General features: G+C 64.8%; 25 protein-coding genes. 8 read left to right on the forward strand and 17 right to left on the reverse strand.

Annotated features, from left to right (window positions below; translation table 11 throughout):
* Window positions 1-80: 80 nt before the first annotated feature.
* From RPS27_RS29870 to RPS27_RS29885, 4 genes are read right to left on the reverse strand one after another with little or no spacing between them, the layout of a single operon-like run.
* A complete protein-coding gene (locus tag RPS27_RS29870) occupies window positions 81-1,244 on the reverse strand; it encodes an ABC transporter permease (RefSeq protein ID WP_211419003.1) in 1,164 nt (387 codons plus the stop codon).
* Window positions 1,241-2,173, reverse strand: a complete 933-nt coding sequence (locus RPS27_RS29875) for an ABC transporter ATP-binding protein (RefSeq protein WP_285806947.1) — start codon at window positions 2,171-2,173, stop codon at window positions 1,241-1,243. The genes RPS27_RS29870 and RPS27_RS29875 overlap by 4 nt, the downstream gene beginning before the upstream one ends.
* Window positions 2,170-2,958 (reverse strand): HlyD family secretion protein, encoded by a 789-nt coding sequence (locus RPS27_RS29880; protein WP_211419001.1) that lies wholly within the window; start codon window positions 2,956-2,958, stop codon window positions 2,170-2,172. The genes RPS27_RS29875 and RPS27_RS29880 overlap by 4 nt, the downstream gene beginning before the upstream one ends.
* Window positions 2,955-3,650: a TetR/AcrR family transcriptional regulator gene (locus tag RPS27_RS29885; protein WP_313754839.1), complete on the reverse strand. Its 696-nt coding sequence runs from the start codon at window positions 3,648-3,650 to the stop codon at window positions 2,955-2,957. The genes RPS27_RS29880 and RPS27_RS29885 overlap by 4 nt, the downstream gene beginning before the upstream one ends.
* Before the next feature lie 109 nt (window positions 3,651-3,759).
* Here RPS27_RS29885 and RPS27_RS29890 point away from each other — a divergent pair, with 109 nt between their 5' ends.
* The 3 genes from RPS27_RS29890 to RPS27_RS29900 are packed head-to-tail and all read left to right on the forward strand — an operon-like array spanning window position 3,760 to window position 4,982.
* A complete protein-coding gene (locus tag RPS27_RS29890; RefSeq protein WP_254120966.1) occupies window positions 3,760-4,095 on the forward strand; it encodes a helix-turn-helix transcriptional regulator in 336 nt (111 codons plus the stop codon).
* Window positions 4,092-4,556: an SRPBCC domain-containing protein gene (locus tag RPS27_RS29895; RefSeq protein ID WP_259213595.1), complete on the forward strand. Its 465-nt coding sequence runs from the start codon at window positions 4,092-4,094 to the stop codon at window positions 4,554-4,556. The genes RPS27_RS29890 and RPS27_RS29895 overlap by 4 nt, the downstream gene beginning before the upstream one ends.
* Before the next feature lie 12 nt (window positions 4,557-4,568).
* Window positions 4,569-4,982, forward strand: coding sequence for a GFA family protein (locus RPS27_RS29900; RefSeq protein WP_259213597.1), 414 nt, complete (start codon window positions 4,569-4,571; stop codon window positions 4,980-4,982).
* A gap of 5 nt (window positions 4,983-4,987) precedes the next feature.
* Here RPS27_RS29900 and adhP read toward each other — a convergent pair whose 3' ends face one another.
* The 3 genes from adhP to RPS27_RS29915 form a co-directional block, all read right to left on the reverse strand.
* Complete coding sequence (gene adhP / locus RPS27_RS29905) at window positions 4,988-6,013, reverse strand: alcohol dehydrogenase AdhP (protein ID WP_259213604.1); 1,026 nt, start codon at window positions 6,011-6,013, stop codon at window positions 4,988-4,990.
* A 137-nt stretch (window positions 6,014-6,150) separates the two neighbouring features.
* Entirely contained in the window at window positions 6,151-6,561 is a 411-nt protein-coding gene (locus RPS27_RS29910) for a DUF2000 family protein (RefSeq protein WP_194408378.1), read from the reverse strand.
* 150 nt (window positions 6,562-6,711) lie between these two features.
* Complete coding sequence (locus RPS27_RS29915; RefSeq protein WP_259213606.1) at window positions 6,712-7,101, reverse strand: DUF4189 domain-containing protein; 390 nt, start codon at window positions 7,099-7,101, stop codon at window positions 6,712-6,714.
* Between the two features lie 245 nt (window positions 7,102-7,346).
* On the opposite strand from RPS27_RS29915, the gene RPS27_RS29920 reads away from it, so the two are divergent.
* A complete protein-coding gene (locus RPS27_RS29920) occupies window positions 7,347-7,490 on the forward strand; it encodes a hypothetical protein (protein ID WP_249157267.1) in 144 nt (47 codons plus the stop codon).
* Window positions 7,491-7,502: 12 nt separating this feature from the next.
* Window positions 7,503-8,477 carry a hypothetical protein gene (locus RPS27_RS29925; protein ID WP_313754840.1) on the forward strand — a complete coding sequence of 325 codons (975 nt, stop codon included), beginning with the start codon at window positions 7,503-7,505 and terminating at the stop codon, window positions 8,475-8,477.
* A gap of 100 nt (window positions 8,478-8,577) precedes the next feature.
* Here RPS27_RS29925 and RPS27_RS29930 read toward each other — a convergent pair whose 3' ends face one another.
* The 8 genes from RPS27_RS29930 to RPS27_RS29965 form a co-directional block, all read right to left on the reverse strand.
* Window positions 8,578-10,182 (reverse strand): molybdopterin-binding/glycosyltransferase family 2 protein, encoded by a 1,605-nt coding sequence (locus tag RPS27_RS29930; protein ID WP_313754841.1) that lies wholly within the window; start codon window positions 10,180-10,182, stop codon window positions 8,578-8,580.
* Window positions 10,179-10,880: an XdhC family protein gene (locus RPS27_RS29935; RefSeq protein WP_259213612.1), complete on the reverse strand. Its 702-nt coding sequence runs from the start codon at window positions 10,878-10,880 to the stop codon at window positions 10,179-10,181. The genes RPS27_RS29930 and RPS27_RS29935 overlap by 4 nt, the downstream gene beginning before the upstream one ends.
* A gap of 2 nt (window positions 10,881-10,882) precedes the next feature.
* A complete protein-coding gene (locus tag RPS27_RS29940; RefSeq protein WP_097658284.1) occupies window positions 10,883-11,206 on the reverse strand; it encodes an XdhC family protein in 324 nt (107 codons plus the stop codon).
* Between the two features lie 10 nt (window positions 11,207-11,216).
* A complete protein-coding gene (locus tag RPS27_RS29945) occupies window positions 11,217-12,419 on the reverse strand; it encodes a VWA domain-containing protein (protein ID WP_313754842.1) in 1,203 nt (400 codons plus the stop codon).
* Window positions 12,420-12,520: 101 nt separating this feature from the next.
* Entirely contained in the window at window positions 12,521-13,459 is a 939-nt protein-coding gene (locus RPS27_RS29950) for an AAA family ATPase (protein ID WP_211418991.1), read from the reverse strand.
* Between the two features lie 62 nt (window positions 13,460-13,521).
* Window positions 13,522-14,328, reverse strand: coding sequence for an FAD binding domain-containing protein (locus tag RPS27_RS29955; RefSeq protein ID WP_194403092.1), 807 nt, complete (start codon window positions 14,326-14,328; stop codon window positions 13,522-13,524).
* A 27-nt stretch (window positions 14,329-14,355) separates the two neighbouring features.
* Window positions 14,356-14,841, reverse strand: coding sequence for a (2Fe-2S)-binding protein (locus RPS27_RS29960; protein ID WP_014494194.1), 486 nt, complete (start codon window positions 14,839-14,841; stop codon window positions 14,356-14,358).
* Between the two features lie 134 nt (window positions 14,842-14,975).
* A complete protein-coding gene (locus RPS27_RS29965; protein ID WP_194403093.1) occupies window positions 14,976-15,422 on the reverse strand; it encodes an SRPBCC family protein in 447 nt (148 codons plus the stop codon).
* Between the two features lie 172 nt (window positions 15,423-15,594).
* Here RPS27_RS29965 and RPS27_RS29970 point away from each other — a divergent pair, with 172 nt between their 5' ends.
* Genes RPS27_RS29970 through RPS27_RS29980 form a run of 3 tightly spaced genes read left to right on the forward strand, consistent with a single transcriptional unit; the run spans window position 15,595 to window position 18,183 of the window.
* Complete coding sequence (locus tag RPS27_RS29970; RefSeq protein WP_313754843.1) at window positions 15,595-16,950, forward strand: 3-carboxy-cis,cis-muconate cycloisomerase; 1,356 nt, start codon at window positions 15,595-15,597, stop codon at window positions 16,948-16,950.
* Window positions 16,951-16,978: 28 nt separating this feature from the next.
* On the forward strand, window positions 16,979-17,761 hold the full coding sequence (pcaD, locus tag RPS27_RS29975) for a 3-oxoadipate enol-lactonase (RefSeq protein ID WP_194403095.1): 783 nt from the start codon (window positions 16,979-16,981) through the stop codon (window positions 17,759-17,761).
* Window positions 17,762-17,790: 29 nt separating this feature from the next.
* Entirely contained in the window at window positions 17,791-18,183 is a 393-nt protein-coding gene (locus RPS27_RS29980) for a carboxymuconolactone decarboxylase family protein (RefSeq protein ID WP_028179272.1), read from the forward strand.
* On the opposite strand, the gene RPS27_RS29985 is transcribed toward RPS27_RS29980, so the two are convergent.
* Complete coding sequence (locus RPS27_RS29985) at window positions 18,145-18,693, reverse strand: hypothetical protein (protein WP_313754844.1); 549 nt, start codon at window positions 18,691-18,693, stop codon at window positions 18,145-18,147. The genes RPS27_RS29980 and RPS27_RS29985 overlap by 39 nt on opposite strands.
* A gap of 278 nt (window positions 18,694-18,971) precedes the next feature.
* Window positions 18,972-19,145 carry a hypothetical protein gene (locus RPS27_RS29990; RefSeq protein ID WP_181769418.1) on the reverse strand — a complete coding sequence of 58 codons (174 nt, stop codon included), beginning with the start codon at window positions 19,143-19,145 and terminating at the stop codon, window positions 18,972-18,974.
* Between the last annotated feature and the right edge of the window lie 275 nt (window positions 19,146-19,420).

Here is a 19,420-nt window from a genome sequence, read left to right on the forward strand (position 1 = left end):
CCCCGGAATCTCGAGATTCTCAGGTGCGCAATTGCGCACCAAAGTTCGATGCCAGCGCATCGCCCCGGGGACAGTTTGCCTCAATCCAGCGTGCGGCGGAAGCGCGTCACGGCGATGGTCATGGCGAGCAGCATCAGGGCCGCCAGCGCCAGCGTGTCGAAGCGCAGATTCTGCATGGTGGCGCCCTTCAGCATGATGGCCCGGACGATTCGCAGATAATGGGTCAGCGGCAGGCATTCGCCGACATATTGCGCCCAGGTCGGCATCCCCGCGAACGGGAACATGAAGCCGGACAGCAGGATGCTCGGCAGGAAGAACATCATCGACATCTGCATGGCCTGGAGCTGGTTCTGCACCACGGTCGAGATCGTGTAGCCGATCGACAGATTGGTGGTGATGAACAATGTCGAGAGCAGCGCCAGCAGGAACAGATTGCCGAGCACGGGGACGCCGAACAGGCCGACGCCGATGCCGATGATGAGGAAGGCCTGGACGAAGCCGACCAGCACGTAAGGCACGATCTTGCCGAACATCACCTCGACCGGCTTGATCGGCATCGACAACAGGCTCTCCATGGTGCCGCGCTCGACCTCGCGCGTCACCGACAGCGCGGTGAAGATCAGCATGGTCATGGTGAGGATGGTGCCGACGAGACCCGGCACGATGTTGAGGCTGGAGCTAGCTGCCGGATTGTAGCGGGCATGCGCGCGGATCTCGAACGGCATCTCGGGGGGATCGCCGATATAGAGATCGTGCTTGAGCGCGGTCTGCACGACCATGCCGAGCGAGCCGATCGCCGAGCTCGCCGCCACCGGATCGGTCGCATCGGCCGCAACCAGCAGCGCCGGCCTGTCGCCGCGCCGCACCGCCCGCTCGAAGCCGCGCGGAATCTCGACGCCGAACAGCACCTTGCCGGATTTCAGCAGGTTGTCGAAATCCTCGACATCGTGCACCTCATAGAGGAAGCGGAAATAGGCCGTGTTCTCCAGCGCCTTCAGGATCGAGCGGGCGAGATCGGAATCCTCCTGGAGCAAGACCGCGCTCGGCAGATGGTGCGGCGTGGTGTTGATGGCATAGCCGAACAACATCAACTGCATCACGGGCAGCATCACGATCATCGCAAACGAGACGCGGTCGCGCCTCAGCTGGATGAACTCCTTGATCAGCATCGCATAGGAGCGCCGCAGGAAGCCGAAGCGCTCCCGGATGTCGCGCCGTGGCGCGGAATGTTCGACGGCGCTCATTGGAAATTATCCTTTGAGCGCCCCATCAGCTCGATGAACACGTCTTCCAGCGAGGGCGACGATTTGTGCCAGTGCAGGCCGCTTCTTTCCCGCCACGGCCCGATGCTGGCTTCGAGCGCGGCGACATCGCGCCCCGAAACGTGCAGCGAGGTACCGAACGGTGCTACCATGTCGATCCCGGATTTGCCTGTGAGCTCGGCCGCGAGAGCGTTGAGGTCCTCGCCCGTCACCGTGTAAGTCGTCAGCGCGGATTTCGAGATCACCTCCTCCACCGTACCGTGGGTCAGCAGATGGCCGTAGGCGATGTAGGCGATCTCGTGGCAGCGCTCGGCTTCGTCCATGTAATGGGTCGACACCAGCACGGTGAGGCCCTCGGCGGCCAGCGCGTGGATCTCGTTCCAGAAATCGCGCCGCGCCTTGGGATCGACGCCGGCGGTGGGCTCGTCCAGCAGCAGCAATTGTGGATTGGGCAGCGTGCACGCCCCCAGCGCCAACCGCTGCTTCCAGCCGCCCGAGAGCTCGCCCGCGAGCTGCTCCTCGCGCCCGGAGAGCCCGAGCCGCTTGATCATGTCGCGCGCGGCGCCTCGCGCGTCAGCGAGGCCATAGAGCCGCGCGACGAATTCTAGGTTCTCGCGCACGGAGAGATCCTGGTAGAGGCTGAAACGCTGGGTCATATAGCCGACCTGACGCTTGATCTTCTCGGCATCCTTCAGGATGTCGTAGCCAAGGCAGGTGCCCTCGCCACTATCGGGCGTGAGCAACCCGCAGAGGATGCGGATGGTCGTGGTCTTGCCCGAACCGTTGGGACCGAGGAAGCCGTAGATCGAGCCGCGCTTCACCTGCATCGACAAATCGTGCACGACCTCGCGGCCGCCGAACGATTTCGTCAGGCCCTTGACGTCGATCGCGATGCCGTTGCCACCGTTCATCGCTTGTCCGCCACCGGGGTCTTGGGATTGAGATAGACGTCGATCGGCTGTCCGACCCGCAGGGCATCAGGGCGCGAGGGCCGCGCCTGGATCAAATAGACCAGCTTGTTGCGCTCCTCGAGGCTGTAGATGACAGGCGGGGTGTATTCGGCCGAGGTTGCGATGAAATAGACCTTTGCGGTGAGATCGGCCGCGCAATTGTCGCAGGAGACGCGCACCGTATCGCCGATCGAAAGCTTCGGCAGCGCGGTCTCCGGCACGAAGAAACGCAGCTTCATGTTGCCGGGCGGCATGATCGACAGCACCGGCCGCTGCGCCGCCACCATCTCTCCCTCGCGGAAATAGATCTGCTGGATGGTGCCGGCGACCGGCGCAAAGCCCTTGCGCCGCGCCATCCGTGTTTCAGACGTCGCCACCCGCGCCTCCGCGACGCGCAATGCCGAAACAGCGGAGTCGAGATTGGCCTGCGTGCCCGAGCCGGTCTTGCTCAATGAGGCCGCGCGATCATAGGTCTGCTGCGCATTCGCCAGCGTCGCCTTTTGCTGATTGAGATCGGCAAGCTGGAGGTCGTCGTCGACGGAATAGAGGGCGTCGCCGACCTTGACCTCATCGCCCTCGCGGACATTGAGCTTGGTCACCCGCCCCGCTTCGTCCGGGCTGACGAAGATCATGTCGGCCTCGACCCAGCCCTGAAAGCCGGGATCGCGCTTCTCGTTGCAGCCGGCCAGAGAGGTCGCGAGCGCGAGAACCAATGCAATACTGAGAAGTGCGTGCGACGACCTCATGTCGTCCTCCGTTCGCCAAAAATCAAATCGAGATGGACGCGCACCATCTCCTGCGCGTCGAGCGGCGCATGCCGCGCAAACAGGCTCTGCCAGATCACCGCGATCATCGCCGGCGCGACCAGGATCTGCGGATAGCGCGCGAGGTCCTTCTGACGGATCTCGCCGCGGGCAATGCCGAGCTCGATCAGGGCGCGCATCGCCGCGACGCCGCGCGAGACGACCTCGCGATAATAGAAGTCGGCGACGGCCGGAAAGCGCGGCCCCTCCGCCACGATCAGCCGCACCAGATCGCCGCGCCTGGTGCCGATGACCTCTTTGAGGAAGTTGCCGGCAAAGGCCTCGACGAGGTCGCGCACCGAGCCCGTCGGCGGCGGCAACCTCGTCAGCCGCTCCACCACCGGCACGATCACGATGCGCACCAGCTCCTCGAACATCGATTCCTTGTCCTTGAAGTGCAGGTAGATCGTGCCCTTGGCGACACCGGCACGCTTGGCGATGTCGTCGAGCCGCGTCGCGGCAAAGCCGCGGGCGATGAATTCCTCCATCGCGGCCTCCACGATCGCCGCGCGCCGCTCCAGCGCGCGCGCAGCGCGGTTCGACGCGGGCATCCCCTCGCTGCCTGCGCGCGCAACGCCTTTCGCGCCGGCACGAGCTCCGGATGACGACGCGGCTTTGGAGGGCTTCTGAGTCATTGTAAATTTATGACTGACTGGTCAGTCATAGTCAAGACAACAGCGCAGACCTGTCGTCCACGAACGAATTAGCCTTGACTAATTCATTAGCGATTGCTAATTGAAATCCATGATCGAAGCTGCTCCAAATTCCGTCACCACCGTGATGCGCGCTCTGGCCGATCCGACTCGCCGCGCCGTGTTCGAGCGCGTGTTCGAGAGCAAGGAGATCAGCGTCGCCGAGCTGACGCGCGGCAGCGGCGTGACACAGGGCGCGATCTCGCAGCACCTGAAGTCCCTCAAGCAGGCCGGCCTCGTCGCCGAGCGTGCCGAGGGCCGCAACGTCTATTACCGCGCCGCGCCGCAAGGGCTCGAGCCCCTGGTCACCTGGATGGACCATTACGGCGTGTTCTGGCGCGAGCGCTTCCAGAACCTGCGTGACCTCTTGAAGGAGATCGATCCGTGAGTGCAGTTGCTTCCAAAGTCCAGACTCAAGACATCGTCATCGACGAGGTCTTCCCTCACGCGGTCGCGACGATCTGGAAGGCGCTGACCAGCGCCCAGTTGATCGCGCGCTGGCTGATGCCGCCGACCGGTTTCGAGGCCGTTGAAGGCAACACCTTCACGTTCAAGACCAATCCGGCCGGCGCGTGGGATGGCACGATCCATTGCCGCGTTCTGGAGGTCGTGCCGAACCAGCGCTTTGCCTATGCCTGGAAGGGCGGCGACGAGGGTAATACCGGTTACGGCTCGGCGCTGGATACGGTCGTCACCTGGTCGCTCACACCGGTCGAGGCAGGGACGCGCGTGCGCGTGGTGCATTCCGGCTTCGTGATGCCGAAGAACGATACCGCTTACCGCAACATGAACGACGGCTGGGTCAAGGTGCTGCAGCGCCTCGATGCCATCTCGGGCGAAGACAAATAAGGAAGCCTCGCGATGGACAAGCCCTATACCGGCGGCTGCGCCTGCGGCGCGATCCGCTACTCGATTGCCGGCGAGCCCCTGTTCAGCAATCACTGCCAGTGCCGGGACTGCCAACGCGAAAGCGGCGGTGCGCACGGCTCGTACGCGACGTTCGCGCGCGCCGGCGTCACGCTCACCGGCGATGCCAAGCATTGGGACATGGTCGCCGACAGCGGCAACGTGAAGACGCGCGGCTTCTGCACGCAATGCGGCGTGCCTGTGTACATGACCTTCGCAGCGCACCCCGGCGTCTTCACGATCCGCGCCGGAAGCCTCGACGAGCCGGCCCGCTACAAGCCGCAGGTGGTCACCTTCGCCGCGCGTGGTCACAACTGGGATCAGATTGATCCCAGCCTGACGAAGTTTGCAGGCATGCCGACAGGCTGAGGCGCTCAGCCGAAATCCAGCACCATGCGGCCGTCGATCTTGCCGGCTTTCATCCGGTCGAAGACCTCGTTGATTTGCGCGAGCGGCACCTTCGTCACCTCGGCCTTGACCTTGCCGTCCGCAGCGAATGCGACGGCTTCGTCGAGGTCGCGCCGCGTGCCGACGATCGAGCCGCGCACCGTGATGCGCTTGAGGACGACGTCGAAGATCGGCGTCGGGAATTCGCCCGGCGGCAGGCCAACGAGGCTGACAGTGCCCTTCCGGCGCACCATCTTCAGAGCCTGGCCGAACGCGGCGGTCGAGACCGCCGTCACCAGCACACCGTGAGCTCCGCCACCGGTTGCCGCCAGAACCTTGTCGACCGCGCCATCCGTGAGCGCATTGACCGCGAGATCGGCGCCGGTCTCGCGCGCGAGCGCAAGCTTGTCCTCGGCGATGTCGACGGCGGCAACCTTGAGGCCCATCGCCTTGGCGTACTGGATTGCGACATGGCCGAGCCCGCCGACGCCCGAGATCACCACCCACTCGCCGGGCCTGGCCTCGGTCTCCTTCAATCCCTTGTAGGTGGTGACGCCGGCGCACAGGATCGGCGCGATGGCGGCGAAGTCGACCGTCGCCGGCAGCTTCGCGGCAAAGGCGGCCGAGGCGATGACATATTCGGCAAAGCCGCCGTTGACGCTGTAGCCGGTGTTGTGCTGGTGCTCGCAGAGGGTCTCCCAGCCGGTCTCGCAATATTCGCAGGACATGCAGGCATCATGCAGCCAGGCGACGCCCACGGCATCTCCCACCTTCAGATTTTTCACGCCGGGCCCGAGCGCGGCGACGATGCCGGCCGCCTCGTGGCCGGGAATGAAGGGCGGCACCGGCTTCACCGGCCAGTCGCCGGAGGCCGCGTGCAGATCGGTATGACAGACACCGCACGCCTTGACCTTCACCAGGACCTCGCCGGGACCGGGCTGCGGCACCGGCACGTCCTCGATCACCAGTGGCTTGCCGAATTGCTTGACGATTGCGGCTTTCATGGTCGGCATCTGCTGCTCCTCTGCGCTTTGGAAGCAGACTAACGATGCCGCCGCGGTGCTCCTTTGACGGGGGTCAAACAGCACAAAGTTTGCGCAAGACCAGCTCCATCATGACACCACAATGACGCTGCGCGAATGTCGAATTGTCAGTTGTGGAACTTAAGACCGTCGAGGATCTTGTCGATCACCTTACGCTCGGCGCGCATGGCGATGCCGACGAGATTGAGATCGTCGCGCGCTACTGCCCTCACCGCCTCGCGGTTGGCGGCGTCGTGCGTGGTGCTGAACATCTCCTCGGTATAGACCGCCGGCTTGACGTTGCGCGTGAGCGCACGGTCCAGCGCGCGCGACAACGCCGGACCGTCGGCGCCATAGATCAGGATCGGCTGACCGATCAGCGCATGATATTTCGTGCCTGAGGCGTCTTCATAGGCTTCGCCGATGCATTCGGGAAAAGCCGCGGCGATGCCGCTGGTGAGAAAGGACGCGACGTTGAGCTTCTGCCAGGCCTGGAGATCGGTACGGATCACGACGGCGATCTTGGTGTCGAACTGCATATGGTTCCTCAGTGTCATTCCAGGCGCGCCAATTGGCGCGAGCTACGGTGCGCAATTGCGCGTCGAGAATCCATATTCACGATGGTGGTCATGGATTCCGGGCGCGATGCTACGCATCGCCCGAAATGACAGCAAGATAGATGGACGGAATCAACCCTTGGCGTCGCAGGCCCAGGCGCGGATCACGCATTCCTTGCCGCCGTATTTGTAGCATTCACGCGTGGCGGCGTTGAGCGAGGCGGAAATCTTCGGCTTGACGGCGTAGCCATAGGCGCCGCAGGGATTGGCGAGATCGACCGACATTGCCGCGCAGGCGCGCTTCATCGTCACGGTGGTGCAATCGCCCTTGCACTGCTTCTGCGCCGCGGCGCGCGCGTCGTGCTCGTGACCATAATCGAAGGCCTGGCCATAAGCGCCACACTTGCCGACCGCAAACGCGCCGGCGGCATGGGCTTCGGTGATGTAGCGTGCGCCCGTAACGGCAACTGAAAAGACAAAGACAAACATCGCGCAACGGCGCGCGACGACGTTCGAAGCCATGGAAAAACCCCTCCCCCCAAGGCAGGTGGAGGCAACTCTAAGCGGCGGTCGTTTCCACTTGGTGAACGGGTGGTTGAAAAGCGATGCCGGACGAGTGATGCCGCACTTTATAGTTGTATTTTTCCATCGTATTATTTAAGGTCGTCAGGTGGCAAGCAGGGCCAAAGGAGGCGACCATGCGTCCAAACAAAACAATGCTGCTGGGATGATAACATCAGCCTGTCTGATCGGACTTCCGTCCGCGCATGCGCGAAGCCGTCGCATGGAACGGCATCAGCGCCGGGGCTGATACATTCACGTTCAGCAGCGGCAACAAGGCGCAGCTGACGAAGCAAGGCGTCGAGCTGAAAGCCGGCGGGGTCGAGAAGCTCTCGAACACCAAGAAGTAACAAGCCAGGAACGTGCGCGAGGTGGATTGGCGACGCGCCATCCACCTCTTTCGTTTCCGCGAAGGGACGGTCAGTGCGGCCCCTCTTGACGGCACCTCATCGCGCCAACGGACGTTGCCAATCAAAACCCTCTGGCCTGATCGCGCCCGCCTGTTTAGGCTTGCCGTCGCAAGCCCGGGAAGCTCGATCGCTATGAAGTACCTTTTGCTCATCATACTCGCCGTCTTGTCGACGACGTCCGCCTGTTCCGCCGCGCAACAAGGCGCGTTGTTTCGCGACGCTTACGCCTGTCCGGATCGGGGGCGGTCTTCCATCTGCGTTTACGGCACAATTCCGAAGGGAGCGCAGGTCACCGTGATCGCCAAGGGCTGGAAGAGCGCAGCCGAGGTCAAGGAACGGTTCTCGAACAAGAACGAGGAATTCCGCAACGGCATTGACACCAGCACACGGCTCAAGGTTGCGACGATGCCGCCGAAGAACGCGCCCATCATCGCCGTCCTGGCTGCGGCAAATGCCGTCAACGAAATCAAGCCAGAGAACGTTCAGGATCGACAGATCGTCGAAAGAATTGGCGGGCACATCAAGAAGGCCCAGGAGCTCAACCTCGAACCCGACATTCGCCTGTTGCAGACGCGCCTGCTCAGGCTGTCTTCGGCGATTCTTCTCTCCGAGACATTTCTCAGTCCGGCCAGCGACGTGGCTGAGCTGCAAAAGCAACTGCCGACCGGATGCGAAGGTTGCGAGAACGTACCGCTGATGGTCGGCGGAAGCGGCCTGCACGACCTGTTCAAGCCGGTCCGCTCATCGAAAAAGAACAGCGTGGAGCACCTCTGCGGCGGCATCAAGCTGGCGTTCACGGTGTCCGACCGAACCTATGCTCTCAGTCACGCCTTCATCTGCGAAAGCGACGCGATGATGGCAACTCTGGTCCACGATCTCTCGGGGCCAGCTCCAGCACTGGTGCTCAAAGTGGTTGGCGGGCTTTAGGCGTGGCTTCGACAGGGCGGATTAGCGAAGCGTAATCCACCGCCTTCTGTTGCCGCGGACAGGTGGACTACGCCTTCGGTTAATCCACCCTACGGCACCGTCATCCCCGCCGGGCCGCTTCAAGCGCCTGAGGCGTGTCGATATCGAGGAAGGCGCTCTCGCCATCCACCGGCACGTCGGCCACCGCCTCGGTATGCTTGGCGATCAGATGCCGCGCGCCGACGTCGCCGTCGAGCGTCATCAATTCCTTGAAGAACCGGCGCGACCACAGCACGGGATTGCCGCGGCGGCCTTCGCTGACGGGCACGACGATGAGGTTGCCGCGGTCCGGCGCAAAGCCGTCGATGAGGCGGTCGATCAGGCCGGCATCGATAAGCGGCATGTCGCCGAGACAGATCAGCGCGCCGTCGCAAGTTTCCGGCACGGCCGCGATGCCTGATTTGACCGAGCTTGCAATGCCGCCGGCGAAATCCGGATTGCGGACGAATTTCACCTTCAGGCCCTGCAGTGCCTGCTCGACCAGCTCGGCCTGATGCCCGACGACCACGATCACCTCGGACGCCTTCGAGGCCAGCGCCTGCTCGGTCGCGAGGCGCACCAGCTTTTTTCCGTCGAGTTCGGCGAGCAGCTTGTTCGGTCCGCCCATCCGGGTCGAACGGCCCGCCGCGAGCACGATGGCCGCGACCTGGCTGTTGCCCTCGGTCTCGGGCTTTGCGCGCGGCTGCGGGCGCGTGACGATCTCCATCAGGAGGCCGCCGACGCCCATGCCCATCAGCTCGGCGCGCGTCACCTTGATGCCGGCAAGAAGCCGCATCAGGACCCAGTCGAACCCGTTCTCGACAGGTGAGCGGGCGCAGCCCGGTGCGCCCAGCACCGGCACGCCGCCGGCGCGCGCGATCAGCAAGAGATTGCCGGGATCGACCGGCATGCCGAAATGCTCGATCTCGCCGCCAATGCCGGTGACGGCCGCGGGGATGACGTCACGGCGATCAGCGATGGCGGACGCTCCGAACACGATGACGAGCTCGGCCCCCAGCGCGAGCAATTCCTTGATCGCGGCTGACAGTTCGCGTTCATCGTGCTGGACACGCCGCTCGGCGATGATGCTGGCCCCCGCAGGCGCGAGCCGCTCGGCGGTGACGCGCAGCGTCTTGTCGATCACCTTGGAGGACAGGCCCGGCAGCAGGGTCGAGACCACGCCGACACGCTGGATCACGTAAGGCGCGATTCTGAGCACGTCCTTGCCCGCCGCCTTTACCGCGGCATCGCGCAAGCTTTCTTCGACGCCGAACGGGATGATCTTGACGGTGCCGACCATCTCGCCCTCGACCACCGGCTTGTAGGCGGAGAGCGTCGCAAAGGTGATGGCTTCGTCGATATTGTTGATGCGGTCGACCGCGGCGCGGTCGATCACCAGCACGCCGGGGCGCGCGGCAAACAGATTGGCGCGGCCGGTGAAGGCGCGCTCGACATGGATGCCCTCGCCGCCGACGGCCAGCGCAATGCCGGCGGCCGCGACGTCCTCGGAGACGTCGCCCTTCTCCATGCGCACCACGACGATGTCCTTGATGCCCGCACGCGTGAGCTGCTCGACCTCGGCGGGGCCGATCGTCGTGCCTTTCTTCAGCACCAGCGGCCCCTGGCGCAGGGTATGGACGGTCACCCCGCCGATCGCATCCTTGGGACTCGCTGGGCCGAATTTCATGCCGCCTCTTCTTTTTCCTTGGGAGGCAGGCGGAGCACCGCCGTGATCTCTGCCATGATCGCGACCGCGATCTCGGAGGGAGAGACCGCGCCGATTGCAAGCCCGATCGGCGCGTGGATGCGCGCGATGTCGCTCTCCTTCGCACCCTGCGCCCGCAGCCGCTCGCCGCGCTTGGCGTGCGTTTTCCGCGAGCCGAGCGCGCCGATATAGAAACAACCGCGCTCGAAGGCATGCAACAGCGCGGGATCGTCGATCTTGGGATCGTGCGTCACCGCGACGAAGGCGGTGTAGGCATCGACATTGAGCGGCGGCAGCGCGGTATCAGGCCATTCGGCCACCAGCGGAATATCGGGGAAGCGCTCAGGGCTCGCAAAGGCGGTACGCGGATCGACCACCGTGACGTCGTAACCGAGCGAGCGCGCCAGCGGCGCCAAGGCCTGGCTGATATGCACCGCGCCCACGATGACGAGCTTTGCGGTCGGGGCGTAGACGTTGAGGAACAGCTTCTTGCCACCGGCCTCGACACTGGCGCTCTTGCCCATGCGAAGCTGCTTCTCCAGCTCGGCCCGCAGCGGATCTTTGGCAAAGTCCTTGGCCTTCACCAGGCGCTGCTCGCCGCTCTCGGTGTCCGTCACCAGGATCGCCGGCCGGCGCGCGGCCCGCTCGGCATTGAGTTCGTGCAGGATCTCGAGCTTCACGGCTAACCGACCTTCTCGACGAAGACGCGGATGGTGCCGCCGCAGGACAGCCCGACATTCCAGGCCGTCTCGTCGGCGACGCCGAACTCCAGCATCCGGGGTTTGCCGCTCTGGATCACATCCATGGCCTCGGTGACCACGGCGCCCTCGACGCAGCCGCCGGAGACCGAGCCCAGGAACGTGCCCTCGTCGTTGATGACGAGGCTCGAGCCCGCCGGGCGCGGCGCCGAGCCCCAGGTCTCGACGACCGTCGCCAGCGCGACACCATGGCCGGCCTTCTGCCAGTCCTCCGCCGCCTTCAGGATATCCTCGTCGCGATCGAGCATGGCTGGCCTCTCAAGCTGCGGAACGGATCAGGCTGCGGTGATGCGGCGGCAGCGGCCGGGAGAGCGTCGTGATCAACTCCTGGATCGAACTCAAATTATGTACCGGGCGGAATTCGTCAACGTGCGGGAGCATCATTTTGATGCCCTGCGCCTTGGCCTCGAAGCCGCCGAACCGCAAGAGCGGGTTGAGCCAGATCAGCCGGCGGCAGGAGCGATGCAGCCGGTCCATCTCGAAGGCGAGCTTGGAATCAGCCTCCCGCTCCAGCCCGTCCGAGATCAGGAGCACGATGGCGCCCTGGCTCAGCACGCGCCGCGCCCATAATTTGTTGAAGTTGTGCAGCGAGGCCGAGATCCGGGTACCGCCGGCCCAGTCCTCGACCGAGGCCGAGCAGCTCGCCAGCGCCTCGTCGGGATCGCGCTGGCGCAGCGCGCGGGTGACGTTGGTGAGGCGGGTGCCGAACAGGAATACCAAAACGCGCTTGCGGGCGTCGCCGATGGCGTGGAGGAAGTGCAGGAACAGGCGGGTGTACTCGCTCATCGAGCCCGAGATGTCGAGCAGCGCCACGATCGGCGCCGGCTTCTCGATCCGCCCGAGGCGATGGATGTCGATGATGTCGCCGCCGGTGCGCAAGGACGCGCGCAGCGTGCGGCGGAGGTCGAGCCGAAGCCCGCGCGGATCGGGCAGGTAGCGGCGCGTCAAAAGCTCGGCCTGCGGCAACCTCATCCGCTCGATGGCGCGCAGCGCCTCGGTGATCTCGGCCGCACTCATCTGGGCAAAATCCTTCTTCTGGAGGATTTCCCTGTCGGAGACCGACAGGCGCAGATCCTGCTCCTGATGCTGCGGCGTCTCCGTCATGCGCGGCTGCGACATCGCCTCCTGCACGCGGCGGGAGCCGGCCTGCGGCTTCTTCTTGGCCTCGTCCGGCAGCGGCACCGAATCCAGCATGTGCTTCCACTCCTCGGAGGCGCGGAAGAACAGGTTGAAGGCTTGCTTGAAGATCAGCGCGTGCTCATGGCGCTTGACGAAGATCGCCTCCAGCGTGGTGAAGACGTCGGCGCGGTTGCCGATGTCGATGACCTGGAGCGCGCTCATGGCGTCGATGACGGCACCCGGCCCCACCGGCATGCCCGCAGCACGCAGCGCGCGGGCAAAGCCGACGATGTTGTCGGCGAACTGCTCGGTCTGCTCCGGGGCAAGGTGGTTGATGGCCATGGTCTATCCCCGCTCCGTCATTCCGGGGCGTCGCGCAGCGACCAACCCGGAATCTCGAGGTTCCGGGTGCGATGCCGCGCATCGCCCCGGAACGACGACGATCAATTCTCGCTCGTCGCGTCCTTCAGCACCTTCTGCAGGGTGTCGCCCTGCATGCGGGTGATGTCGTCCTGATACTTCAGCAACGCGCCCAGCGTGTCGCCGACCACTTGCGGGGTCAGCGAGCGGGCGTCGAGCTCGGACAAAGCAGTGGCCCAGTCGATGGTCTCGGCGACGCCCGGCGACTTGTAGAAGTCCTGGTCGCGCAAAGCTTGCACGAAGCGCACGACCTGCTGCGACAGCTTTGCGGAGATGCCGGGCACGCGCGACTTGACGATCGCAAGCTCGCGCTCGGCGGCGGGATAATCGACCCAGTGATAGAGACAGCGCCGCTTCAGCGCGTCGTGAATCTCGCGGGTGCGGTTGGAGGTGATGATGACGATCGGCGGGCTTGGCGCCTTCACGGTGCCGAATTCGGGGATCGTCACCTGGAAGTCGCTGAGAATCTCGAGCAGGTAAGCCTCGAACGCCTCGTCGGCCCGGTCGAGCTCGTCGATCAAGAGGACCGGCGGGCCCGCGACGTCGGGCTCCAGTGCCTGGAGCAGCGGCCGCTTGATCATGTAGCGGTCGGCGAAGATGTCGCTCGAGAGCTGATCGCGGTCGGTGTCGCCCGCGGCCTCCGCCATCCGGATCGCGATCATCTGCGCGGCGCTATTCCACTCATAGACCGCCGAGGAGACGTCGAGGCCTTCGTAGCATTGCAGACGGATCAGTTTCCGCCCCAGCGCCGCCGAGAGCACCTTGGCGATCTCCGTCTTGCCGACGCCGGCCTCGCCTTCCAGGAACAGCGGCCGGCCCATGCGCAGCGAGAGGTACGTCACCGTCGCCAGCGATCGCTCGGCGAGATAGCCGCGCGAGGTCAGGAGTTCGAGCATCGCATCGACCGATGCCGGCAATACAACTGAAGTATTGGCCCCGGAAGTGTTGGCCGCTGAAGTCATGAAATAGCCAGTCTCGCTAAGCCCTCACCGGGGACAAGTTTGGGCCGAGGCGTGAGATCACCTCACTCCTTGGCGTTGGCGGCATCGAGCGCGCGCCGCGTCAGCACACCGATGAGATGCGCGCGGTATTCGGCACTGCCGTGGATGTCGCTGTTGAGACCTTCCGCCGGCACCGCGATGCCTTCAATCGCCTTCGACGCGAAGCGCTTCTTGAGGGCTTCCTCAAACGCCTCGACGCGGAACACGCCTTCGGACCCGGCGCCGGTCACGGCCACCCGCACGTCCGACGGACGCCGTGCCACGAACACGCCGACCAGCGCATAACGCGAGGCCTGGTTGCGGAACTTGATGTAGGCCGCCTTCTTCGGCAGCGGGAACATCACCTTGGTGATGATCTCGTCGGCTTCGAGCGCGGTCGTGAACAGGCCCTGGAAAAACTCTTCGGCCTTGAGGCGGCGCTTGTTGGTGACGATGGTCGCGCCCAGCGCGAGCACGGCAGCCGGATAGTCCGCGGTCGGATCGTTGTTGGCGAGCGAGCCGCCGATCGTGCCCTTGTGGCGCACGGCGGGGTCGCCGATCTGGCTCGCGAGATTGGCCAGCGCCGGGATCGCCTCGCCGACGATCGCGGAGGTCGCGACCTCGGCGTGCCTGGCGGTGGCGCCGATCACCAGCGAACGGCCCTTCATCTCGATCGTGTTGAGCCCCTCGATGTGGGAGAGGTCGACCAGATGCGGCGGGCTCGCCAGGCGCTGCTTCATGACGGGAATCAGCGTGTGGCCGCCGGCGATCACCTTGGCGTCTTCGTTCTTCACCAGGAGGTTGGCGGCCTGCCGCACGGTCCCGGGGCGATGGTATTTGAATTCGTACATCTGAATGTCCTGATCGCGGGATGCGCGTTACGCGAGGTCGGATTTGGCCATCGCCTTGGCGCCGGCGGAGATCGAGGCGACGATGTTCTGGTAGCCGGTGCAGCGGCAGAGATTGCCTTCCAGCTCTTCCCGGATCGTATGGTCGTCGAGCTCGTGGCCCTTGCGATGCACGATGTCGATCGCGGTCATGATCATGCCCGGCGTGCAGAAGCCGCATTGCAGGCCGTGGTGCTCGCGGAAGGCTTCCTGCATCGGATGCAGCGGCGCGCCGTCGGCGGCCAGCCCCTCGATCGTCTTGACCTCGTGGCCGTCGGCCATCACCGCGAGCGTGGTGCAGGACTTCACGGCCTTGCCGTCGAGATGCACGACGCAGGCGCCGCACTGCGAGGTGTCGCAGCCGACATGGGTGCCGGTCAGGCGCAGATTTTCGCGCAGGAACTGCACCAACAGGGTGCGGGGATCGACGTTGGCCGTAACAGGATTGCCGTTCACGATGAGGGAGATTTTTGCCATAAGCACTCTCTATCAGCGCCCCGACGGGTCCCATCGAAGCGGTTCTTATAATTATTCCAACCCATCATATGGGCCATTATGCCCCGGGGCAACATCGCCCAGGGCGCAAGCCGCCATGCCGAAGGCGATGACCTTCAGCTCTGTACGGCCTTGGCGAAGTTCGCGAAAAACTCGTCGGCGAGCTTCTTGGCGGCGCCGTTGATGAGGCGCTGGCCGAGCTGCGCCAACTTGCCGCCGATCTGTGCCTCGACCTCGTAGGAAAGCAGCGTGCCGCCGTCCTTCTCCGCCAGCTTGACCACCGCGCCACCCTTGGCGAAGCCGGCAACGCCGCCCTCGCCCTCACCCGAAATCTTGTAGCCGTTCGGCGGGTCGAGATCGGACAGCGTGACCTTGCCCTTGAAACGCGCCGACACCGGGCCGACCTTCATTTTCGCCGTTGCGCGAAAGCCGCCGTCGTCGGTCTTCTCGAGCTCCTCGCAGCCGGGGATGCAGGCCTTCAGCACCTCGGGATCGTTGAGCTTGGCCCACACGGCCTCGCGCGACGCCGCAAGCTGGACTTCGCCGTTCATCGTCATGGCCATGAGGGTGCCTCCCGGATCGCGTAACTATAGTGCTGATCAAGTAACGCAGGGACGCGGCAAAGGAAAGGCCGGTGCCCGGTCACGTGCAATGCATATTCGCAACTGCAAAAAGACGTGTGCGGGCGGTGGGGGATTGGCACAGCCGGGCCATGATGATTAGGTCGCGCGCAATATGAGCACATCCCTCTCCCCCCTGCTCGCACCGATGCTGTCGAGCGCCGCCATGCGCGCCGTCTGCGACGACCGGTCGACCCTGCAGAACATGCTTGATTTCGAGGCAGCCCTGGCCCGCGCCGAGGCCGCCACGGACGTGATTCCGGCATCCGCCGTCGGCCCGATCGAGGCCGCGTGCAAGGCCGATTCCATTGACATGGCCGCACTGGCGGAGGCCGCGACGCGATCGGGCAATCTCGCGATTCCCCTGGTCAAGACCCTGACGGCCAATGTCGGCAAGGCCGACAAGGAGGCCGCGCGCTATGTGCATTGGGGTGCGACCAGCCAGGATGTCATCGACACCGCGACCATGCTCACGCTTCGCGCCGGCATCGATGCGCTGGACGCCGACCTCAGCCGCGCCATCAAGGGCTTTGCCGCCCTGGCGCGCAGCCATCGCAATACCGCGATGGTGGCACGGACCTGGCTCCAGCACGCACTGCCGATGCCGTTCGGCCTGAAGGCCGCAGAATATGCTTCGAGCCTCGCCCGCGCCCGCTGCCGCCTGCGGCGGCTGCGCCGCGAGGGCCTCGCGCTGCAATTCGGCGGCGCGGCCGGCACGCTCGCGGCCCTCGGCGACAAGGGCCTTGCGGTAGCGGAACGCCTCGCGCACGAGCTCGACCTGCCGCTGCCGGAAGCGCCCTGGCACACCCATCGCGACCGGATCGCGGAGGCCGCGTCCTGCTTCGCCATTCTGGCGGGAAGCTGCGGCAAGATCGCGCGCGACGTCTCGCTGATGATGCAGACCGATGTCGCCGAAGCATTCGAACCGGCCGGCGAAGGCCGCGGCGGCTCCTCGACCATGCCGCACAAGCGCAACCCGGTCGCCGCCGCAAGCGCGCTGGGCGCCGCCACCATGGCTCCGCAGCTTGCCGCCACGATCTTCGCGGCTCAAGTGCAGGACCACGAGCGCAGCGCCGGTCCCTGGCACGCGGAGTGGCCGACGCTGCCGCAATTGATGCTGGTCACCTCCGGGGCGCTTGCCGCCATCGTCGACATCGCGGAGGGATTGGACGTCGATGCCGCGCGCATGCGCAGCAATCTCGATGCGACGCACGGGCTGATCATGGCGGAAGCGATCACCTTTGCGCTGGCCGAGACGATCGGCAAGAGCGATGCGCATCATCTCGTCGAGGCCGCCAGCAAGCGCGCGGTCGCCGAGAAGAAGCATCTGCGCGAGGTGCTGTTGGCCGATTCGCTAGTCACCGCGCAGCTTTCGCCGGAAAAAATTGCGGCATTGTTCGAGCCGATGGCCTATCAAGGGGCCTCCCAAGCCCTGATCGACCGGCTGCTCGACAGCCTCGACCGCGAATAAGAACTGCAAGATACGACGGAGACGCCGCATGCCCATGATCGATGCCGACGGATGCCTGCTCAACGTCTCCGTCGAGGGCCGCGACGGCGGGCCGACCTTGATGCTCTCCAACTCGCTCGGCTGCACGCTGCAGATGTGGGAGCCGCAGATGAAGGCGCTGACACAGGTGTTCCGCGTCATTCGCTATGACCGCCGCGGCCATGGCAAGTCCAACGTTCCGCCCGGCCCCTATACGATGGAGCGCTTCGGCCGCGACGTGCTCGCGATCCTCGACGACCTCAACATCGAGAAGGTGCATTGGTGCGGCCTGTCGATGGGCGGTATGGTCGGGCAGTGGCTGGGCGCGAACGCGCCAGAGCGCTTCGGCAAGCTCATCCTCGCCAACACCTCCTGCTATTATGCCGAGCCGACCAAATGGCTGGAACGCATCGACGCCGTGAAGAAGGGCGGCATCGCCGCGGTCGCCGATGCCGTGATCGCGGGGTGGCTGACGCAGGATTTTCGCGAGCGCGAGCCCGACATCACCGCCAGGATGAAATCGATGCTGCTCGCCTCGCCGGTCGAAGGTTATCTCGCCTGCTGCGAAGCGCTGTCGACGCTGGACCAGCGCGAGCTGCTTCCCAAGATCAAGAGTCCGACGCTGGTGATCGCCGGCCGCCACGACATGGCGACGCCGATCTCGGCAGGTGAATTGATCCGCTCGAAGATCCCCGGCGCGAGCATGACCATCATCGACGCCGCACATATTTCCAACATCGAGCAGCCGCACGCATTCACGGATGCGGTGGTGGGATTCTTGACGCAGCGCTAGCCACCATCTTCGTCATCCCGGAGGACAGAATGGACGACCAGAAGCGCCGCGATGCCGGCATGAACGTTCGCCGCAAGGTGCTGGGCAATGCCTGGGTCGACAAGTCGATCGCGAACCGCAACGCCTTCAACACCGATTTCCAGGACATGATCACGCGCTACGCCTGGGGCGAGATCTGGACGCGGCCGCATTTCGACGAGCGCACGCGGCGGGTGCTGGTGATCGGCACCATGGTTGCGCTCGGCCAATGGGACGAATTCCGCCTGCACGTGCGCGCGGCGCTCGCCGAAGGCGGCTTCACGCCCGACGACATCAAGGAAATCCTGCTGCAGCAGGCGATCTATTGCGGCGTGCCGGCAGTGAACCACGCCGTCAAGGAAGCCTCAGCGATTGTGCAGGAGCTCGGCCTGCTCAAAGCCTAGGGGAGCTGCGATCGCGGCGGTCTCTTGAACCGCCTTGTGGACCGTCTTGGGCGCGGTCTCGGGCCGTTCGATCACCACCACGATGGCGGCGCCGAGCAGGAGCAGCAGCTCGGTGGCATGCAGCCGGAGCGCGGCCATCTCGCCGACCTTCGAGGCCATGACCATGCTGGCGAACGAGATCAGGCTGCCGATCGCCAGGGCAATGCCGAGCGCCTCGTCGCTGCCGCCATTCCTGCGGATGCGAGGAATGCAGAGCAGCACGAGATAGATCGCAAAGAACGCCACGACCGTCAGCCGGCCCAGCGCAAGCAGCCACGCGGCGCGCACCGTGTCCATGCCGGCCATCTGGAGATGGTCGCTCAGGTACAGCGCAACCGCGACGCTCGGCCGTTCGTAGAGGCCATGCACGGGTGCGATGATGATGTTGAAGGCGACAAGCGCCCAGGCTGGGATGAAATAGGCCGCCAGCAGCGCGCCGTTGACCGAGCCGATCCGCCAATTCCCGAACATAGCCGCTTCCCGCTTCGCCTGCCGTTCGCCTTCGACCGAAGGCTTTGCGGGGAGCTAACTCGCATCAGACTGTGGCGGCAATTTAAACCCTTTGTTTACCTTAACTGCCCTCGCGATCGTAATTCCGGGGCGGGCTCGCAAAACCGAACCCGGAATCTCGAGATTCCAGGTCTGGCGCCAACGCACCGTCCCGGAAGGACGCGGACAAGCGCTTGACCCGAAAAAAAAAGGCCCCGCCTTCCGGCGGGGCCCTCTCTACTCCTCGGCTCCCAAACTCGCTATTCCTGGTCGCGCTGGCCGCCCTGCTGCTGGCCGGGCCGATCGCCCTGGCGCATCGGGTCGTTCTGCTGCTGCTGTCCGGGTTTCTGACCACCGCCCTGCTGCTGCCCGGGGCGCTGCTGGCCGGGGTTCTGACTCTGCTGACCCGGATTCTGGTTCTGCTGCTTCGTCATTCGGGGAACTCCCTTGTTGGACGTCAGAGCCGAGACAACGGCCGGCGGCCATATTGGTTGCTCTGCGGAACCCAGTTCCTCGCAGCTGCGGAACCCGAGCTCCAAATCACCTCTGTACAAGATCTCCTGCCGTCGCGTGAGTTGTTGCAGCCGTCAGTTCCCTCCTGTTACAAAACGGCAAGAACGCTGAGGGGCTGCCGGGGCCCAATAAAAACACGCTCAAACCACACTCCAACCCACTCTCCTCAGAGCTCACCTTGAGCCCGCGTCAGGTT

This window comes from Bradyrhizobium sp. WYCCWR 12699 (assembly GCF_032144035.1).
GTDB lineage: Bacteria > Pseudomonadota > Alphaproteobacteria > Rhizobiales > Xanthobacteraceae > Bradyrhizobium.

What these genes read in the sequence shown, in the direction of transcription:
- RPS27_RS29870 (WP_211419003.1), bottom strand. Translation starts at nt 1,244, where the DNA reads ATGAGCGCCGTCGAACATTCCGCGCCACGGCGCGACATCCGGGAGCGC.
- RPS27_RS29875 (WP_285806947.1), bottom strand. Translation starts at nt 2,173, where the DNA reads ATGAACGGTGGCAACGGCATCGCGATCGACGTCAAGGGCCTGACGAAA.
- RPS27_RS29880 (WP_211419001.1), bottom strand. Translation starts at nt 2,958, where the DNA reads ATGAGGTCGTCGCACGCACTTCTCAGTATTGCATTGGTTCTCGCGCTC.
- RPS27_RS29885 (WP_313754839.1), bottom strand. Translation starts at nt 3,650, where the DNA reads ATGACTCAGAAGCCCTCCAAAGCCGCGTCGTCATCCGGAGCTCGTGCC.
- RPS27_RS29890 (WP_254120966.1), top strand. Translation starts at nt 3,760, where the DNA reads ATGATCGAAGCTGCTCCAAATTCCGTCACCACCGTGATGCGCGCTCTG.
- RPS27_RS29900 (WP_259213597.1), top strand. Translation starts at nt 4,569, where the DNA reads ATGGACAAGCCCTATACCGGCGGCTGCGCCTGCGGCGCGATCCGCTAC.
- adhP (WP_259213604.1), bottom strand. Translation starts at nt 6,013, where the DNA reads ATGCCGACCATGAAAGCCGCAATCGTCAAGCAATTCGGCAAGCCACTG.
- RPS27_RS29910 (WP_194408378.1), bottom strand. Translation starts at nt 6,561, where the DNA reads ATGCAGTTCGACACCAAGATCGCCGTCGTGATCCGTACCGATCTCCAG.
- RPS27_RS29915 (WP_259213606.1), bottom strand. Translation starts at nt 7,101, where the DNA reads ATGGCTTCGAACGTCGTCGCGCGCCGTTGCGCGATGTTTGTCTTTGTC.
- RPS27_RS29920 (WP_249157267.1), top strand. Translation starts at nt 7,347, where the DNA reads ATGCGCGAAGCCGTCGCATGGAACGGCATCAGCGCCGGGGCTGATACA.
- RPS27_RS29930 (WP_313754841.1), bottom strand. Translation starts at nt 10,182, where the DNA reads ATGAAATTCGGCCCAGCGAGTCCCAAGGATGCGATCGGCGGGGTGACC.
- RPS27_RS29940 (WP_097658284.1), bottom strand. Translation starts at nt 11,206, where the DNA reads ATGCTCGATCGCGACGAGGATATCCTGAAGGCGGCGGAGGACTGGCAG.
- RPS27_RS29945 (WP_313754842.1), bottom strand. Translation starts at nt 12,419, where the DNA reads ATGGCCATCAACCACCTTGCCCCGGAGCAGACCGAGCAGTTCGCCGAC.
- RPS27_RS29950 (WP_211418991.1), bottom strand. Translation starts at nt 13,459, where the DNA reads ATGACTTCAGCGGCCAACACTTCCGGGGCCAATACTTCAGTTGTATTG.
- RPS27_RS29955 (WP_194403092.1), bottom strand. Translation starts at nt 14,328, where the DNA reads ATGTACGAATTCAAATACCATCGCCCCGGGACCGTGCGGCAGGCCGCC.
- RPS27_RS29960 (WP_014494194.1), bottom strand. Translation starts at nt 14,841, where the DNA reads ATGGCAAAAATCTCCCTCATCGTGAACGGCAATCCTGTTACGGCCAAC.
- RPS27_RS29965 (WP_194403093.1), bottom strand. Translation starts at nt 15,422, where the DNA reads ATGGCCATGACGATGAACGGCGAAGTCCAGCTTGCGGCGTCGCGCGAG.
- RPS27_RS29970 (WP_313754843.1), top strand. Translation starts at nt 15,595, where the DNA reads ATGAGCACATCCCTCTCCCCCCTGCTCGCACCGATGCTGTCGAGCGCC.
- pcaD (WP_194403095.1), top strand. Translation starts at nt 16,979, where the DNA reads ATGCCCATGATCGATGCCGACGGATGCCTGCTCAACGTCTCCGTCGAG.
- RPS27_RS29980 (WP_028179272.1), top strand. Translation starts at nt 17,791, where the DNA reads ATGGACGACCAGAAGCGCCGCGATGCCGGCATGAACGTTCGCCGCAAG.
- RPS27_RS29985 (WP_313754844.1), bottom strand. Translation starts at nt 18,693, where the DNA reads ATGTTCGGGAATTGGCGGATCGGCTCGGTCAACGGCGCGCTGCTGGCG.
- RPS27_RS29990 (WP_181769418.1), bottom strand. Translation starts at nt 19,145, where the DNA reads ATGACGAAGCAGCAGAACCAGAATCCGGGTCAGCAGAGTCAGAACCCC.